This is a genomic window from Flavobacterium pedocola (assembly GCF_053764385.1).
The window spans coordinates 589,116-607,402 of the sequence record NZ_JBSNCR010000003.1 but is presented as its reverse complement, the minus strand read 5'-3'; the positions used below and the strand labels follow the sequence as shown (position 1 = coordinate 607,402).

At 43.7% G+C, this 18,287-nt stretch carries 18 protein-coding genes; 11 read left to right on the top strand and 7 right to left on the bottom strand.

The window, feature by feature from the left end; genetic code table 11:
* Positions 1–2: 2 nt before the first annotated feature.
* The 3 genes from ACWPKD_RS09780 to ACWPKD_RS09770 are packed head-to-tail and all read right to left on the bottom strand — an operon-like array spanning position 3 to position 2,290.
* Entirely contained in the window at positions 3–494 is a 492-nt protein-coding gene (locus ACWPKD_RS09780) for a flavodoxin family protein (RefSeq protein WP_455412500.1), read from the bottom strand.
* The gene (gene sufB, locus ACWPKD_RS09775; RefSeq protein WP_455412499.1) at positions 494–1,942 is read right to left on the bottom strand and encodes a Fe-S cluster assembly protein SufB; all 1,449 of its coding nucleotides are present in this window, start codon (positions 1,940–1,942) and stop codon (positions 494–496) included. Before sufB ends, ACWPKD_RS09780 begins: the two co-directional genes overlap by 1 nt.
* Before the next feature lie 18 nt (positions 1,943–1,960).
* Positions 1,961–2,290: a HesB/IscA family protein gene (locus tag ACWPKD_RS09770; protein WP_455412498.1), complete on the bottom strand. Its 330-nt coding sequence runs from the start codon at positions 2,288–2,290 to the stop codon at positions 1,961–1,963.
* Between the two features lie 176 nt (positions 2,291–2,466).
* Between ACWPKD_RS09770 and ACWPKD_RS09765 the strand changes: the two genes are divergently transcribed.
* The 5 genes from ACWPKD_RS09765 (at position 2,467) to ACWPKD_RS09745 (ending at position 8,926) form a co-directional block, all read left to right on the top strand.
* Entirely contained in the window at positions 2,467–3,324 is an 858-nt protein-coding gene (locus ACWPKD_RS09765; protein ID WP_455412497.1) for an MBL fold metallo-hydrolase, read from the top strand.
* A 118-nt stretch (positions 3,325–3,442) separates the two neighbouring features.
* Entirely contained in the window at positions 3,443–3,871 is a 429-nt protein-coding gene (locus ACWPKD_RS09760; RefSeq protein WP_455412496.1) for a MarR family winged helix-turn-helix transcriptional regulator, read from the top strand.
* A gap of 252 nt (positions 3,872–4,123) precedes the next feature.
* On the top strand, positions 4,124–5,722 hold the full coding sequence (locus ACWPKD_RS09755) for a S8 family peptidase (RefSeq protein ID WP_455412495.1): 1,599 nt from the start codon (positions 4,124–4,126) through the stop codon (positions 5,720–5,722).
* Positions 5,723–5,784: 62 nt separating this feature from the next.
* A complete protein-coding gene (locus tag ACWPKD_RS09750) occupies positions 5,785–7,659 on the top strand; it encodes a M1 family aminopeptidase (protein WP_455412494.1) in 1,875 nt (624 codons plus the stop codon).
* Positions 7,660–7,888: 229 nt separating this feature from the next.
* Positions 7,889–8,926, top strand: coding sequence for a patatin-like phospholipase family protein (locus ACWPKD_RS09745; RefSeq protein WP_455412493.1), 1,038 nt, complete (start codon positions 7,889–7,891; stop codon positions 8,924–8,926).
* 8 nt (positions 8,927–8,934) lie between these two features.
* Here ACWPKD_RS09745 and ACWPKD_RS09740 read toward each other — a convergent pair whose 3' ends face one another.
* Complete coding sequence (locus ACWPKD_RS09740; RefSeq protein ID WP_455412492.1) at positions 8,935–9,375, bottom strand: hypothetical protein; 441 nt, start codon at positions 9,373–9,375, stop codon at positions 8,935–8,937.
* Between the two features lie 3 nt (positions 9,376–9,378).
* On the bottom strand, positions 9,379–9,990 hold the full coding sequence (locus tag ACWPKD_RS09735) for an acyloxyacyl hydrolase (RefSeq protein ID WP_455412491.1): 612 nt from the start codon (positions 9,988–9,990) through the stop codon (positions 9,379–9,381).
* Between the two features lie 124 nt (positions 9,991–10,114).
* On the opposite strand from ACWPKD_RS09735, the gene rnpA reads away from it, so the two are divergent.
* The 6 genes from rnpA to ACWPKD_RS09705 all read left to right on the top strand — a co-directional run bounded on the left by rnpA (position 10,115) and on the right by ACWPKD_RS09705 (position 16,829).
* On the top strand, positions 10,115–10,498 hold the full coding sequence (gene rnpA, locus ACWPKD_RS09730) for a ribonuclease P protein component (RefSeq protein WP_455412490.1): 384 nt from the start codon (positions 10,115–10,117) through the stop codon (positions 10,496–10,498).
* Positions 10,499–10,559: 61 nt separating this feature from the next.
* Positions 10,560–11,417 carry a DUF4349 domain-containing protein gene (locus ACWPKD_RS09725; RefSeq protein ID WP_455412489.1) on the top strand — a complete coding sequence of 286 codons (858 nt, stop codon included), beginning with the start codon at positions 10,560–10,562 and terminating at the stop codon, positions 11,415–11,417.
* Between the two features lies 1 nt (position 11,418).
* On the top strand, positions 11,419–13,059 hold the full coding sequence (locus ACWPKD_RS09720) for a S41 family peptidase (RefSeq protein ID WP_455412488.1): 1,641 nt from the start codon (positions 11,419–11,421) through the stop codon (positions 13,057–13,059).
* 67 nt (positions 13,060–13,126) lie between these two features.
* Positions 13,127–15,115, top strand: a complete 1,989-nt coding sequence (locus ACWPKD_RS09715; protein WP_455412487.1) for a KUP/HAK/KT family potassium transporter — start codon at positions 13,127–13,129, stop codon at positions 15,113–15,115.
* A 1-nt stretch (position 15,116) separates the two neighbouring features.
* Positions 15,117–15,932: an OmpA family protein gene (locus ACWPKD_RS09710; RefSeq protein WP_455412486.1), complete on the top strand. Its 816-nt coding sequence runs from the start codon at positions 15,117–15,119 to the stop codon at positions 15,930–15,932.
* A 6-nt stretch (positions 15,933–15,938) separates the two neighbouring features.
* Positions 15,939–16,829 carry an OmpA family protein gene (locus ACWPKD_RS09705; RefSeq protein WP_455412485.1) on the top strand — a complete coding sequence of 297 codons (891 nt, stop codon included), beginning with the start codon at positions 15,939–15,941 and terminating at the stop codon, positions 16,827–16,829.
* Positions 16,830–16,832: 3 nt separating this feature from the next.
* On the opposite strand, the gene ACWPKD_RS09700 is transcribed toward ACWPKD_RS09705, so the two are convergent.
* Positions 16,833–17,282 (bottom strand): GNAT family N-acetyltransferase, encoded by a 450-nt coding sequence (locus ACWPKD_RS09700; protein WP_455412484.1) that lies wholly within the window; start codon positions 17,280–17,282, stop codon positions 16,833–16,835.
* Positions 17,279–18,274: a DUF4837 family protein gene (locus ACWPKD_RS09695; protein ID WP_455412483.1), complete on the bottom strand. Its 996-nt coding sequence runs from the start codon at positions 18,272–18,274 to the stop codon at positions 17,279–17,281. The genes ACWPKD_RS09700 and ACWPKD_RS09695 overlap by 4 nt, the downstream gene beginning before the upstream one ends.
* Between the last annotated feature and the right edge of the window lie 13 nt (positions 18,275–18,287).

Here is an 18,287-nt window from a genome sequence, read left to right as displayed (position 1 = left end):
TTTTATAAAAAAGCTAATTCTATATTTTGTGTTTCTTCGGGAACATCGGCATTAAAGTGCTTATTTCCCAGGTAATCCATTCCTAAATACTCGGCCGATTTTCGAAACGGCAGGTAAAAATCATAATCCAGCTCGTTTTCAAAATCGTGGGAATTCGAAAGCACCGCCATCTTTTTCCCTCTTAGTTTTCTGCCCAACTCCTTTTCGATGCGGATCAAATCGGAGAAACGGTCAAAAAACACTTTCATTACCCCGCTCATGCTGTACCAGTAAACCGGTGTGGCAAAAATAAGGGTGTCGTATTTTTCGATAATCCCCTTGACCAAAGGAAGAAAATCATCTTCTATATTGGCACTGTCGTAATCGTAATACGAAAAATTGTGGTCGCTTAAATTCACCACATCGATCCCGTACTGCAAAGCAACGGCTTCAGCAATACTTGTGGTGTTTCCTTTTTTACGGGAAGAGCCAACAATAATTACTGAGTTTGCCATTATCCCACCGATCCTTCTAAAGAAATTTCCAACAATTTCTGCGCTTCCACGGCGAATTCCATCGGCAACTTGTTCAATACATCTTTACTGAAACCGTTTACGATAAGCGCGATGGCTTTCTCGGTCGGGATTCCGCGTTGGTTGCAATAGAAAACCTGATCTTCCCCAATTTTGGAAGTGGTGGCCTCGTGCTCGATTTTTGCGGTTGTATTTTTGGATTCGATGTACGGAAAAGTGTGCGCCCCACAATTGTTCCCCATCAGTAACGAGTCGCATTGCGAGAAGTTACGCGCGTTTTCGGCTCTTGAGGATATCTGAACCAAACCACGGTAGCTGTTTTGCGATTTTCCGGCAGAAATCCCTTTGGAAATAATCGTCGATTTGGTGTTTTTACCCAAGTGTATCATTTTGGTACCGGTATCGGCCTGTTGGAAATTGTTGGTTACGGCAATCGAGTAAAATTCCCCAATCGAATTGTCGCCTTTCAACACACATGACGGATATTTCCAGGTTACCGCGGAACCGGTTTCCACCTGTGTCCAGGAGATTTTTGCGTTTTTCTCACACAAACCTCTTTTGGTCACGAAGTTGAATACCCCGCCTTTACCTTCTTTATTACCCGGATACCAGTTCTGTACGGTTGAATATTTAATTTCGGCATCGTCTAAAGCAATAAGCTCTACAACGGCTGCGTGCAATTGGTTTTCGTCACGGCTTGGCGCGGTACAACCTTCTAAGTAAGACACATAACTGCCTTCATCGGCGATAACCAGTGTTCTTTCAAACTGTCCGGTTCCACCTTGGTTGATACGGAAATACGTAGACAATTCCATCGGGCAACGAACACCTTTCGGAATGTAGCAGAACGATCCGTCTGAAAACACCGCCGAGTTCAAGGCCGCATAAAAGTTGTCTCTTTGTGGTACCACCGAACCAATGTGCTTTTTCACCAATTCGGGATGTTCCTGAATTGCTTCGGAAATCGAACAGAAAATGATGCCTTTTTCCGCTAAAGTCTTTTTGAAAGTGGTCGCTACGGAAACCGAGTCCATTACGATGTCCACCGCAACGCCTGCCAGTTTCTTTTGCTCGTCTAAGGAAATTCCCAGTTTTTTGAAGGTTTCCAGTAATTCCGGATCTACCTCATCCAAACTTTCGTATTTGTCTTTTTTCTTAGGTGCCGAATAATAGGAAATCGCCTGAAAATCAGGTTTTTCGTAATGTACGTTCGCCCAGTTCGGCTCTTCCATTTCCGTCCAGGCGCGGAAAGCTTCCAAACGCCATTCGGTCATCCACTCGGGTTCGTTTTTCTTTTTGGAAATGGCACGCACGATGTCTTCGTTCAAGCCCGCAGGAAACGTTTCCGATTCGATGTCGGTATAAAAACCGTATTCGTATTCTTTATTTTCGAGTTCGACCTTTAAGTCGTCTTCTGTGTATTTTGACATAATTTCTTGTAACTAATTTTATAGCGAAAAAGATTCGCCACAACCACAGGTTCTGTTGGCATTCGGATTGTTAAACACAAATCCTTTCCCGTTCAATCCCCCGGAATATTCTAAAGTGGTGCCCACCAAATACAGGAAGCTTTTTTTGTCCACGGCGATTTTTATATCGTTGTCCTCGAACACTTTATCATCTTCTCCTAAAGCTTTGTCAAACTTTAAATCATATGATAAGCCGGAACAACCGCCGCTTTTTACGCCTACACGAACGTAATCCGTAGCCGTACTGAACCCGTCATCCTCCATTAAAAGTGCGATGCGCTTTTTTGCGCTTTCTGAAACTTTAATCATAACGTTAAAACAGATTAATTCTAATTTAGTGCAAAGATATCACATAAAAAGGTTATTACCTAACTACTAACATTTTTATAACTTATTCAGCCATAGTCTTTTCTTATCAAGGGATTTAGATTGCGAATTCGCTGAAGATTTCTTACTTTGCAGACGAAATTTAGTACGCAGTAATCATGAAAATTTATCCTATAGAAGCCGGAAATTTCAAATTGGACGGTGGTGGTATGTTCGGAGTAGTCCCGAAAACCATCTGGAACAAAACCAATCCGGCCGACCAAAACAACCTCATCGACATCGCCGCACGCTGCATGCTGATCGAAGACGGCAACCGCCTGATTTTAATTGATACCGGTATGGGCGACAAACAATCTGAAAAGTTTTTTGGGCATTATTCGCTTTGGGGAGACGATTCCCTTGACAAATCATTAGCGAAATACGGTTTCCACCGCGACGACATTACCGATGTATTCATGACGCACCTACATTTTGACCATTGCGGCGGAAGTGTCATCTGGAACAAAGACCGCACAGGTTATGAAGTGGCTTTCAAAAACGCTACCTTCTGGAGCAACGACAACCATTGGGAATGGGCCACTAAACCGAATGCGCGTGAGAAAGCGTCCTTTCTATCCGAAAATATCTTACCGATGCAGGAAAGCGGGCAACTGAAATTCATCGAACGCCCGGAAGCCGATTTCAGCATTTCTAAAGAATTAGGCTTTGGTGTTTTATTTGTAGACGGTCACACCGAGAAACAAATGATCCCACACATCCACTACAACAGAAAAACCATAGTTTTCTGTGCCGATTTACTGGCCACAGCCGGACATGTACCGATCCCTTATGTGATGGGGTATGACACCCGGCCGTTGTTGACGCTTCCGGAAAAAACCAAATTCCTAAACGCCGCGGCAGAAAACAATTATTATCTGTGGCTGGAACACGACGCACACAATCAGATCATTACCGTGGAGCCTACCGAAAAAGGCGTGCGCCTGAAAGAAGTGTTCCGTTGTGAAGACATCTTATAACCCTTTCTTTAACAAGTTGCTGTCCTATTGTGTCGGTGGCTGTTAATTTTATATTAATTTTTATTTGATATATCAATTATTACAAAATCATTTGTATTTTTGAGTAAAGAATTCGCTTTTGGAAAAATTAAACAACATCATCTTTTACAACATCGATCACAGTATTCGGTTGTACCGGATGTATGCCCAGAAGAAGTTGCGCGAGCACGGGTTTAAAATTACGATCGACCAATGGCTGGTTATAAAGTGTATACTGGAAAACCCGACCATTACACAGCACGAATTGAGCGAACTGGTTTTTAAGGACAATGCCTCGGTAACCCGAATCATCGATTTGCTGATCAAGGCCAAATACCTTGAAAAAGAGGTCAATCCCGAAGACCGGAGAAAATTTATCCTTCACGTTACTCTGGAGGGCGAAGAAGTGATCAAAAATGTACAGGAGATTGTGTTACAGAACCGCAGTAAAGCCTTGAAAGGGATAGATGCAAAAGATTTGGAAATAGCCGATGCGGTTTTGCGAAAAATAATTACAAATTGTAAATAATATCATCAGTCAGAGTATCATCAATCAAAAAACGAACCGTTATGATTAAGATTGTTTTATTACTTATCACGCTCGTAATCACAGCAATAAGCTATATTTTCATTTGAGAAAGTATAGCTTTTCTTTTTTAACTTTTAATCGTCCTGATTAAAAAAGCAGTATATTGCCTGTAGTGCTAATAATTTGTTAAGCCAAATTTTTAGTGTAACATTTTTAAATACTTTAGACCTATTGTTAAATCCATAAATGCGTATGAAATTACTAGAAACCCGTTATTTATGTGCGGCCCTGGCATTGGCGTTAGCAAGCTGCGGCACACAAAAAATGGTAACGACACCCGTTGAGAACATAGACAAAATGCCAGTGAAAGTTGGTAAGATTGCTGAAAAAGATTTAAAACGCTGGAGCCACCTGGACCTTGGAAAAGACACTATTCCGGGAATGAGCGTGGACAAGGCTTATACCCAGCTTTTGAAAGGTAAAAAAGGAAGCACTATCATTGTAGGTGTAGTTGATTCCGGAGTTGATATCGATCACGAAGACCTGAAACCGGCCATCTGGACCAATCCTAAAGAAATTGGCGGCAACGGAAAAGACGACGACAACAACGGCTATGTAGACGATATCCACGGCTGGAACTTCTTAGGGAATTCCGACCATGAAAACATGGAATATGTACGTATCCTGAAAAAAGGAAACGACGGTTCCCCCACGTATATGAAAGCAAAAGCGGAACTTGAAAAAGACCTTGCCGAAGCCAATCAGGGGAAAATGCAGGTGGATTTCATCATGGCCGGTGACAAAGCCATAGCCGAACATCTGAAAAAGAAAAACTATACTTTGGACGATGTTAAGAAGATCGAAACTACCGATCAGGCGCTGTTACAGTACAAAGGCATGATGACACAGATACTCTCGCAAACCTCAAAAGAAGAATTTGACAAGGAAATAGGCGACTACAAAGACCATATCTACGGGCAGCTGAACTATCACCTGAACCTGGAATTCGACGGAAGAAAAGCCGTAGGGGACAATCCAAACGACATCAACGATAAAAAATACGGCAACAACAACGTGATCGGACCTGAAAAAAAAGGGGCCAAACACGGAACCCACGTAGCCGGTATCATTGCCCAGACCCGCAACAACAACAAAGGCGGTGACGGTGTGGCGAGCAACAATGTGAAAATCATGGCAGTCCGTGCCGTGCCGGATGGAGACGAATACGATAAAGACATCGCTTTGGGCATCCGCTACGCAGTAGACAATGGTGCAAAAGTAATCAACGGAAGTTTTGGAAAATACTATTCCACCCATCCGGAATGGGTGCAGGACGCTATCAGATATGCCGCTTCCAAAGATGTGTTGTTGGTTTTTGCCGCCGGTAACAATGCTTACGATTTGGACGTAACTAAAATTTACCCGTCTGACACCAACGACAATCAGTCCGAATTTGCAAACAATGTGCTGATCATCGGGGCAGTCACACCAAATTACGGATCGGATATGGTGGCCAGTTTCTCCAACTACGGCAAAAACAACGTAGACATTTACGGGCCGGGCGAACAGATTTATGCGACTACACCCAGTAATACATATTCTTACTTACAGGGAACGTCGATGGCGTCTCCAAATGTGGCAGGTGTTGCGGCGCTGATCCGTTCTTACTACCCTAGCCTAACGGCAGCTCAGGTAAAACAGGTTTTGATGGAGTCCGGAACTACGTTAACCCAAAAAGTAAGTGTAGGCGAAGCAAAAGAAGTGAAACCGTTTAACGAGACCTCAAAATCAGGAAAAATCGTAAATGCTTATAACGCTTTGTTAATGGCAGAGAAAATGGCAAAAAAATAATTATCTTTGGATAATAATGTATAATTCGGAAGGGAAAAATCCCTTCCTTTTTATTTAAAAAAATGAAGACACGACTTTTACTTACGCTATTAATCCCGTGCGGATTACTGGCACAAAACAACCCTAACCCGGGCTACTGGCAACAACACGCCGACTACAAAATGGAAGTGGCCATGGATGTGAAAACCTATCAGTACAAAGGAAAACAAACGTTAGTGTACACTAACAATTCTCCGGACACTTTGCGCCGCGTCTACTACCATCTGTTCAACAACGCTTTTCAGCCGAACAGTGCCATGGATGCCCGCATCAAATCCATCAAAGATCCGGACGGCCGTATGGTGAACAAAGTAAAGGTCGGGGATAAAGAAGTAAAAGAAAGCCGCATTGCCGCGTTAAAACCAAACGAAATAGGATTCTTAAAAATCTCCAATTTCAAACAGGATGGTGTGGCCGCAACCAATAAAACGGTGGGAACTATCTTAGAAGTAACGCTGGCAAAACCGCTGTTGCCTAAAAGCAGTACCACTTTCACCCTTGATTTTGACGGACAGGTGCCGGTACAAATCCGTCGTTCCGGGCGCAACAATAAGGAAGGTGTGGAATTGTCCATGTCGCAATGGTACCCGAAAGTAGCCGAATATGATTTCGAAGGCTGGCAGGCGGATCCGTATATTGCCCGTGAATTTCATGGCGTTTGGGGGAATTTCGACGTCAAAATCACCATTGACAAAAAATACGTTTTAGGCGGAACCGGATATCTGCAAAACGGCAATCAGATCGGGTATAACTATCAGGATGCCGGTGTGGATGTGATTGTTCCCAAAAAACAGAAAACCCTGACCTGGCATTTCGTGGCCCCGAATGTTCACGATTTTACCTGGGCGGCGGATAAAGAGTATATTCACGATAAATTACAAGCGGAAGACGGTGTTACGTTACATTTCCTGTACAAAAACAAGCCGGAAATTCTGGACAACTGGAAAAAACTGCAACCCAAAACCGCTCAGCTGATGGGTATTTACAACAAAACGGTAGGGAAATATCCGTACAACCAATATTCTGTGATCCAGGGTGGCGACGGCGGTATGGAATACGCCATGTGTACGCTGATATTAGGCGAAGGTACTTTTGACGGCTTATTAGGCGTAACCGCGCACGAAATGGCACACTCCTGGTTCCAGCACGTATTAGCTTCCAACGAAGCAAAACACAGCTGGATGGACGAAGGCTTCACGACGTGGCTTGAGAACTACGGTCTGAACGAAATTGCAGAAAAGAAAACGGAAAACCCACACGCGGATTCCTATGCCGGCTATTATTCTTTAGTAAAATCCGGAAAAGAACAACCACAAGGCACCCACGCTGACCGTTACGACGAAAACCGTCCGTATAGTATCCAGGCGTACAGCAAAGGGAATATTTTCCTGTCGCAATTGGCCTACCTTATCGGGGAAGAAAATCTCTTAAAAACCCTTAAACGCTATTACCGCGACTTCAAGTTCACGCATCCCACGCCAAACGATATCAAGCACACGGCCGAAAAAATTACCGGCGCCAATCTGGACTGGTATTTAACCGAATGGACGCAAACGACCAACACCATCGATTATGGCATTAAAGCTGTGGAAGAAAACGGAAACGCGACGAAAGTAACCCTGGAGCGTATCGGAAGAATGCCAATGCCGTTAGACATTATTGTGGTTTATGAAGACGATACGGTTGAGAGTTTCTATGTACCGCAAACCCTGATGCGCTGGACCAAAGACAATCCGTTCCCGAACATCAGAAGAACGGTTACCGAAGGTTGGGATTGGGCATACCCTACGTTTGAGATCAACATCGATAAACCGAAAAAGAACATCAAGGTGATTGTGATCGATCCGATGGAAATCATGGCCGACGTCAACAAAACCAACAACATCTACAAGAAATAATACAAAGGCGAACTATGATGTTCGCCTTTTTTAATGCCCAATCTTAGTACGTTTGATCAATCATCTTGCAGATTAAAAATGTAAAAATTTTCATCCAAAAAATCAGCCTGAATAACCCAGCAACAGAAAAAAAATCATAGTTTTACGCCTATAGAAAATGCAGCCTCAACAACTACTGCAAATTTGGTAACTCCTGAAAACCTAACCGCAAAGGCGATCATAAAAAACTATGGCAAAGAAAATACGAATCTTAAGTTTGGACGGCGGCGGCATCCGCGGAATCATCACCGGCGTAATTTTAAAATACATCGAGGAACAATTACAGAAACAGGACCATCCTAACGCCAAAATCGGAGACTATTTTGATTTGGTGGCGGGCTCAAGTACCGGTGGTTTGCTAACGGCCCTTATCCTGTCTCCGGACAATTCCAAAAGAGCGAAATTCTCTGTGGAAACCGCTTTGGACCTGTATTCCAAAAAAGGAGACAGCATCTTCAACGTTACCTTTTGGGACCAGATGATCAATCCGTTCGGGCTGTTCAACGAAAAAATATCGCAGAACAATCTGGAACGGCAATTGGCAGAAGTTTTCGGCTCATTGGAATTAAAAAGCCTCATCAAGCCATGTCTTATCACGTCCTACGACATCAATTCCCGTAAGGCCAAATTCTTCTGTAGCCATGAAGCCCATTCCGATTTGGAAAATTTTTATGTAAAAGACGTTTGTCGGGCTACCAGTGCCGCGCCTACCTATTTCGAGCCGGCGAAAATAAAATCGCTGTACCACCAGGAATTTGTGCTGATTGACGGAGGCGTCTATGCCAACAACCCTGCTTTATGTGGCTATGCGGAAGCCCGAAAAATTGCCTTTTCAAAAGTACTGAACGATGCTACCAAGGTAGATTATCCGGACATCAACGATATGATCATCATTTCGGTAGGTACCGGTGAAGTTTTAAAACCCTACTCCTACGAAAAGTTTGTGAACGCCGGCAAAATAAAATGGATTTCCCCGCTCATCGACATCCTACTATCTGCGAATGCCGAAACCGTTGATTATCATTTAACGAAGATGTATCAAACGTTGGGACCGAGAAATCAAAAGAATTATTACCGTTTGATGCCCGACCTGAAGAACGCCTCCCCGGAAATGGACGACACCTCCAAGAAAAACATCTACGAACTGATACAGGCAGGCCTGTTTTTTGTGGACCAGAACCGTGAAATGCTCAATGAAATTGCTAAAAAGCTGATTAAGAACAAATAAGTTTGCTATTACTCACTTTTGGAGGCCTTTTCCAGCTCACCCCAAGTAGACCAGATATCCGCCAAAAGTATTTTAAACCGTACCGCATCGGTACTTTGCTCCAACTGTTTGAACAACACATGCATTTCGCCACGCATCGAGGGGTATTTGTCCGTGATTTCCAGCATAGCATTCCAGGCTTCGGTATGCGCGCGGTACACTGCAGCAAAATCTTTAGGACAGTTTTTGGTCTTGAAGCTTTCCATGCCTTTGGTGTAATGGCTGATGGTTTGGCTTAAGGAAATTTTTTGGCATTCACGGTTGCGCACTTTACCGATGGAATCGTCAATTGAAAGCACCTGAGCAATACAGTCCTTGGACAATTCCCTGGCAAGTATTTTCCTTCTACTGCTGCAGGAGAATCCAAACATTGCTAAAAGCAGGACAATGGTTATGGCTGTTTTTCTCATCAGTTACAAATCAAACGAAACACAAATCTCCATATTCTGCGTATTAAAACCCGCGTTGGACGACTGAAGCCCGCCATTGGAAACATGCCGCAAACTCGGGCGGATATCAAAATAGGTCTGCTCTGCTTTCACTGAAAAGCCAAGCGCAATCACGTCGGAAAAAGCAAAACCTTTGGAAAGCCGCTCGGTTTGTGTATCGGTAATCATCGGACCAATACTCCCCAACAAATAGATACTGAACGCTTTGGTAACCGGCTTTCGGATCAAAACCCCGAAGTTCAAAATGTACTCGTGTATGTTTTTAAGCTGGGTATATTCCTGCCGAAGTGCTTCATAATTAGGCTCCTGGGGTTGGACGAAATACATGTTGAGCAACTGATGGCTGGCAAAATTGATTTCCGGCTGAACCAGTACCGCATACCGGAAACGCGTCGATTCTTTAAATTCATACTTCAACTGCGCTTTCACAAAATGATTGGTAAACGAATAATCCTTCTTCCGGATCTCATCGCCGAAACCATAACTGAACCCCAGCGAAAAAGGCTTGTCCTTCGGTTGGGCCAGCATAAAAAACGGAAAAAACAGCAAAATAAAAACAGTCCGCATTCGTTTCATACCAAGGCTTTTCCTAAAAGTACGACAAAGGATCTTCTTAGAATTAAAATCCCGACAAGACGCAATTATTTCTTATGAAAGGTCCTTAACGGATGTCTTGAAAACTTTGTACCTTTGCCCCGGCATGAAGAACACCTATCCGAAACACGAAAAGCTGAAAAGCAAAACCACGATCGATGTATTGTTTTCCGAAGGGAAATCAGTATCGAAATACCCGTTGCGTCTGGTGTATGTCCCGATTACCGATGAAAAAGACCCTTTCGTTAAATTCGGGGTTTCGGTTTCCAAGAAATATTTCAAAAAAGCGACCGACCGCAACTATTTCAAAAGGGTTTTGCGCGAATGTTACCGACTGAACAAAACGTTGCTTTTGGAAAACCTGCCGCAGCCCTATGCCTTCATGTTTCTGTACCAGACCAAAGAAAAGCTAAGCTATAAGGAAATCAACGAGAAAACCCTGCAGCTTTTCCAGAAGTTTACCGACAGTCTTTCCGCTGATTCCAAATAATTTCCGAACCCGCACACTTTTAAATCCGGCTTTTGCGTTATCCCTTAAAAACCAAAAGCTTATGAGACTTATCCTATTTTACGCAACTTTATTGACGTTGATGAGCGGCTGCAATAAATCCTCCGAAGCAGAAGCCGACAAAATGATGAGCGTTTCCCTTTCCAAACCAAAAATGGAAGCCGCTTCTTATGAAGAAGCCGTTGAAGCAACGACTGAAGTTGTGGATTCCGCTGCTGTCGTAGCTTCGCCTGGTTCCGGAACCGTTCAGTCCAAAATCATCAAAACCGGAACGCTTCGCTTTGAAACTTCAGACCTTACCGAATCGTTCAATACGGTTCAAAAAGCAATTTCGCAATACAAAGGCTCCATACAGAATGACGATTCGGGGAAGGATTACAACTCCTCCTACCGGAACATTACGGTGCGCATCCCCAGTGCTTCTTTTGATGCTTTCATTGCGGATATCAGTCAGGGTGTGAAACATTTCGACCGCAAGGAAATCTCGGCACAGGACGTCACCGAAGAATATGTCGATGCGGAAGCCCGCATAAAAGCCAAACGCATTCTGGAAAAACGTTATTTCGAATTACTAAACAAAGCCAATAAGGTTTCCGAAATGCTTGAAATCGAAAGAGAACTTTCCAAAATCCGAGAAGAAATAGAAGCTAAGGAAGGCCGCTTGAAATACCTGCAGCATCAAGTTTCCATGAGTACCGTAAACCTGGAAATGTATACCAACAACGCTTCTGAAAGTGGCGCTACGGTTTCGTATTTCGGCAAAATGTGGAATGCTTTGAAAGACGGTTTCAACAACATCGCAACTTTCTTCCTGAGTTTACTGAACATATGGCCTTTTATTCTTATTTTCGTAGTAGTGATCATATTGGTCCGCAGAAGATTTAAGAAAAAAACCGCATAAAATGTTTTCATCAATCAAAAAAAGATATGTGCTGCCGGTGCTTGCGGGCGGCTTTCTGTTCGTAGGGGTGAGTTTCCAGCAGGATTTCTTTGAGATCGCCAAGCAGTTGGAAATTTTCACCACCATGTTCAAAACCGTCAACCAGAATTATGTGGACGAAGTAAATCCCGGTGAAATGATGGACAAAGCCATCAAAAGCATGCTGACCGATCTGGATCCGTACACCAATTACTTCAACGAGCAGGACGTGGTGCGGTTCAAGATCAATTCCACCGGCGAATATACCGGAATCGGTGCCATGATCAACCGAAAAGAAGGCCGTCTGATCATCGTGGAACCCTACAAAAACTTCCCGGCGGACAAAGCAGGGCTGAAAGCCGGTGATGAAATCGTTCAGATCGGCGATGTCAACCTGGTGGATTTCAAAGAAGATGCCGGAACCTTATTGCGCGGGGCCAAAAACACGAAAGTCGATATCAAATACAAACGTCAGGGCAAACTGCTTTCCACCCAGATCATACTGGATGAAGTGGATGTAAAAGCCGTTCCGTATTATGCGATGCTGCCCGATAAAAGTACAGGGTATATTGTGCTGTCACAGTTCAACGCCAAAGCGTCTTCCGAAGTAAAAGATGCGTTATTGAAACTCAAAAGCGATGGCGCGTCCAAAATCATACTCGATTTACGCGGTAACCCGGGCGGACTGTTGCACGAAGCAGTAAACATCTGCAACTTGTTTGTACCGCAAAACGAAATCATCGTAACCACCAAATCCAAAAACGAGAAGCACAACAACACCTATAAAACACAACGCAATCCTATTGATCTGGATATTCCGTTAGCGGTATTAGTCGATGGAAAAAGCGCCTCGGCTTCTGAAATTGTGGCGGGCGCGCTTCAGGATCTGGACCGTGCCGTAATCGTAGGTACCAGAAGTTTCGGAAAAGGTCTGGTACAACGTCCTTTGGACCTGTCCTACGGTACTCAGGTGAAAGTGACCATCTCAAGATATTATACACCTTCGGGACGATGCATTCAGGCTTTGGACTACAGTCATAAGGACAAAGACGGCAAAGCCATCCGCACCGACGCTAAAAATTACAACGCTTTCAAAACCAAAAAAGGCAGAACCGTGTATGATGGCGGAGGTATACAACCCGACATCGAACTGGCTGAATCCAAGCAAAGTACGATAGCGGCTGCTTTGGTGAAAAGCGACGGGATCTTCAATTTTGTAACGGATTACTACTATAAAAACCCGAATTTAGGTACCAATATCCCAACGCTGACCGATACTGATTTTGCCAATTTCAAGGCCTTTCTGAAAAAAGAAAACTTCCAGTTGGATACCGAAACAGAAATTGCCCTGAAAAAAACGTTGGAAGCGGCCAAGAAAGAAAAAATCAGCGAAAGCATTACGGCAGAATACCAACAACTGCTCAGCGCCCTGCAACGTACCGAAGAAAAGGAGCTGGAAAAAAATAAAGCGGAGATAAAAAACCTGCTTCTGGATGAGATCATCAAACGCTACCAGTACCGCGAAGGACTGTATGTCTATTACACCAAAAGCAATGCCGAAATTTCCAAAGCACAGGCCATCTTAACCAATGTGGCGGAATACAATAAAATAATAAAAAAATAATTTCACCGAATTTTAAAACGTCATAACATTTTTATGATAATTTTGTGATTATTAAAATTTTCAAAAAGTGAGTTCACACAGTAGTAACCACCTGAATAAAGTTACTTTAGGCGGTTTAATTGTTACCCTAGGGATTATTTACGGAGACATCGGAACGTCTCCACTTTACGTAATGAAGGCGATTGTCGGCAAACAGGCAATTGACCACGATGTAGTTTTAGGAGCGATCTCTTGCATCTTCTGGACCTTAACATTACAAACCACGTTTAAATATGTTATCCTGACCTTAAGGGCGGACAACAAAGGGGAAGGTGGTATTTTTTCCCTATACACCTTAGTAAAAAAATTAAAGAAAAAATGGCTGATTGTCCCGGCCATCATAGGGGGAAGTGCCTTGTTGGCGGATGGGATTATTACCCCGCCGATTTCGGTTTCCTCTGCTATTGAGGGGCTTAAAACCTACAATTCCGAACTGAACACCATCCCGATCGTTATAGGGATCTTATTTGTATTATTCTTCATTCAGCGTTTCGGAACCAAATTCGTCGGGAAGTTTTTCGGTCCGATGATGTTACTTTGGTTTGGGATGCTTGGGGCTTTGGGGGCCATCCATCTGGTTGGCAACATTGAAATCCTGAAAGCCTTCAACCCGTATTATGCAATTCACCTGTTACAGGTCCACCACGAAGGGTTCTATGTTTTAGGCTACGTCTTCCTTTGTACCACTGGAGCGGAAGCGCTTTACAGTGATTTAGGACACTGTGGGATTAAGAACATCCGTATCAGCTGGATTTTTGTAAAAGCCATGTTGGTGCTGAATTATTTTGGACAAGGGGCTTACCTGATTGCCCACCACGGAGAGACTTTAATCGATTTGAGCGGAAGCGCGAGCAATCCGGGGAATCCGTTTTACCTGGTGATGCCGCAATGGTTCCTACCGTTTGGAATTGCCATCGCTACAGCGGCGGCGGTAATTGCCTCACAAGCCTTAATCAGTGGGTCGTTTACACTAATCAGTGAGGCGATGCGTCTGAATTTCTGGCCAAAAGTCCGCGTAAAATTCCCAACCGAATTAAAAGGGCAATTGTACATTCCGTCCATCAACTGGTTGTTGTTTTTGGGCTGTGTGTTCATCGTTTTACATTTCGAAGAATCCGGAAATATGGAGGCGGCTTACGGTCTGGCCATCGTATTGTGTATGATCATGACCACGATCCTGTTGGGCTTCTTTATGGTCTTGAAACGTTACAACCCCTTCTTCATTATCCTGGTACTGTTAACGTATCTTTCCATTGAGATTTCCTTCTTTATGGCGAACATCAGCAAATTCTCTCACGGAGGATATGTCTCGGTGTTTATCGCCGGGTTCCTGGCTTTTGTCATGGTAGCCTGGTTTACCGCTAAGAAAATCCGAAAAGACTATACCGAATTTGTCAAGCTGGACAACTTCAAAAACGTGATTTCCGATCTGAGCAACGATCTTTCCATCCCAAAATATGCTACGCATTTAGTGTATTTGACCAACGCTAGTCATGCCGATGAAATCGAATCGAAAGTGGTGTATTCCATTTTACAGAAACGACCGAAACGTGCCGATATTTACTGGTTTGTCCACGTGAATGTAACCGACGAACCGTATGAAATGGAATACCGTGTGCGCGAGATTATGAAAGACGATATCATCCGTGTGGATTTCTACTTAGGGTTCCGTGTGGCACCGCGCATCAACCTTTTGTTCAAAAAAGTAGTACAGGACATGGTGAAAAACGGCGAAGTGGATATTACCAGCCGTTACGAATCCCTAAACCGCAACAATGTAATCGGTGATTTCAAATTCGTACTGATCGAAAAATTCCTTTCCTACGACAACGACTTCCCATGGCATGAGCGTATTATTTTAGATATTTATTATTTCCTTAAAAAAATCAGTTTATCCGAAGAGCAAGCCTTCGGTCTGGACAGTAGTTCGGTAAAAGTGGAGCAATATCCGATTGTGATCCACCCGCCGGATGAAACCCAGTTAACCCGAATCAACGAACCTAGATCACACCACTAAAATGAAAAAATTACTTTTTTTCAGTCTGTTTCTGTTAAGCAACCTGGCAATTGCCCAGGAAGAAGTTGTACATTCTGTTTATTTTGAGTTCGATAAATTCAATCTGGACGATAAACAGGCCAATGACGTGGTAGCCTTTGTCAACAGCATCGATACCACCCGTATTGAAAGCATCCAGATTTACGGCTATTGCGATGACAGGGGAAAAGATGCGTACAATTACAAACTGTCCAACAACAGGGCCAATACCATCAAAACCAAACTGATTGAAAAAGGGATCAAGAACAAGATTATTGTAACCATTGAAGGAAAAGGCCGCGTCCTGATCGAAGACGATATCGCGGACAACCTGCCGGAAGTTCGCCAGAAAAACCGACGCGTAGACGTGCTGATGAACTTCAAACCGGTGCCGATCAAACCGATTCCGGGTGTTTACAACGATTTGAAAGGCGATATGGTGGTGGGCGACCGCATCTGTTTTGATAAAATTTTATTTGACAAAGGCCGCAGTGTTTTAACGCACAAAGCCCGTCTGGAATTGGATCGTATTGCCCGCTTTCTGCACAAATACAAGAACATCCATTTTGAAATCCAGGGCCATATTTGCTGTACACCAACCTTCCAAAAAGAAGCCATTGACAAAGACACCAAAAAAAGAGCCTTATCACATAACCGAGCGCAAGCAGTTTTTAAGTATCTTGTGGCCAAAAGAATTGACAAAAAACGCATGAGTTTTAAAGGATATGGGAACACCCAGCCTTTAGGGAACGGTGCGGAACAAGACCGAAGAGTTGAATTTTTGATCACCAAGATTTAAGAGCTTATGAAGCATTTCTATACTTTCCTGTTGCTTTTCAGTGTTGCTTTGGGCTTTTCCCAGGAGGAATTGACCAGGGTAAAAACCGACAAGTACTCCGTATATTTCGATTTCGACAAGCACAAACTGACCGATGTGGAAGATCAGAAACTGAAAGATTACGTAAAGAGCTTGGGTAACATCGTGATCCTTTCCATCGGATTGGAAGGGTTTTGTGACGACCGTGGAAGTATAGAATACAACCGTTTGCTTTCCCAAAGACGAGCAAAGACCGTAGAGGACATCCTGGAAGAGATCGCTTCCAAGCAGAAAAACGTGGAAGGCAAAGGAAAGATCGATTTGCGCATCACCCAGTTGAGCGCGGATGAACTGGATGCTACCAGAACGCTGAACCGCCGTGTGGACATTTACCTTGAGTATTTCCACAACGACTTTATCGATTTGAGTAAGCCGAAAGATTCCCTGCCGACCAAAACCGAAATGGTTAACCGTCAGTTGCGTTTGAAAACCTTTGAAGACAAACCGCTTAAAGTGGGGGATATCATCAAACTGAAAGACTTATATTTTGAAGGCGGACGCGCAGTTTTATTGAGAAAGTCCGAAAAACAGCTGGAAAAACTTTTAGACGAATTGCGCAAAAACCCGAATTTCAAATTCGAAATTCAGGGTCATGTGTGCTGTATCGATACGGATTATTTCCGGGATGCGGTGGATGAGGATACCGGTATCAGTAACCTGTCGGAAGCCCGCGCCAAAGCGATTTTCACCTATCTGATCGCCAACGGAATTCCCGAAGAACGCATGACTTATAAAGGCTTTGGCCGTGATTTCCCCTTGGAAGGCGAAAAAGAGCGCAACAACAAACGCGTGGAAATCAGCATCACCAGTATCGATTAAACCTTACTGACCGCGTTTCATTTCGATGTGCGGGATGTCATCTTCCAGATACATTTCACTGGTCTGCACAAATCCGTGCCCTTCATAAAACTTCTTCAGGTACAACTGTGCCGAAATCGTGATTTTACTTTCTCCGAATTGGGTTTCAATCCCCTGTATGGCTTCCGTCATCAGATCGTGGCCCCATTTTTTATCGCGGTAGGACGGTTTTACAATCACACGTCCGATAGAGGATTGCTCAAAATACGCACCCGGTCTGAAAAGGCGTGCATACGCCACCAAAACACCCTCGTGAATTCCTAAAACGTGCAACGCTTTCTCATCTTTGCCATCAATATCCTGATAAACGCAATTTTGCTCCACTATAAACACTTCTGAGCGCAATTCCAGTATTTGATACAGTTCGTTTAGAGATAATGCCGCAAATGGCTTTATTTTGAATTCCGGTTTCATCGTTTCGGTTTTAAAAATTGTATGGATTTGATAATGGCTTCCAGTTCGAAAATCAGGTCGCGTTTAGCGTTAGCGGGATCGTAGACAAATCCTTCCACTATCAGGTAGCGGTTATTCGGTTTGTCTTCAATGGCATAATTAAGAAACGGCCCGTTCATAAAACCGTTTTCCAGTTCCCAGGTACCGCGCATTTCAAAAGCTCTCCGCTCGTCAATCCAGGTTTGGGAAAGATAGGGTGCATAACTTTCTTCTGTTATCATACCGGCATTATCGGTTAAGCCTTTCACGTATTTTTTTCCAACGGAATCCCGGATCCGGACAATATTCCCGACAATCTGGTTACTGCTTTTCAGGGAAGACATCGGTATTTCATAGAGCAGTAGGTTAAGGTTCCCGGAAGGACTATCTTTTTTCAGCCACAGGAAATGACTGTTCCTTATGGCATAATTGTACTCCGCGGGCAGTTGCAGCGTAACCCCAAAAGTGTTTTTTATCCGTTTATCGTTAAAAAGTGAAACCGCATTTAGCCGTTGGTTTTCAATGATCTCATAAAACTTAATACTGCTGGCCAAGGTCGTGGCATGCAATTCGATCGTGGAAATAATTTCGCCAAGTGAATAACCGGAAATATAAAAAACGTTCTGTGGCGAAGCATATTGGTTCTCCACGTGTTTGAACTGATTCTCGTTGGATTTCGAAATCACGATAATGTTCCGGCTGAGTTTCACGGAAGCATCGAAAATTTTTGGGGAAAACTGATTGATGGTAAAAAGTGGTTCTTCTTCCTGTAGTCCGTCTACCGGGGCGGCCAGTTTCTTTCGGAGCGTGTCCCCGATTTCCCCGCGCCAGAGCACATCGTCAATGATTACGGAAACCGCATTGATCTTTCCGGTGGAAGCCGGCAAAGCCATGTCCTCCTGATGCTTTTTCTGCTGACAGGACGCCAGCACAAGCACACACAAAAGGCTGAAAAAAAAATTCGCTTTTCTCACAGTGACAGTTTGA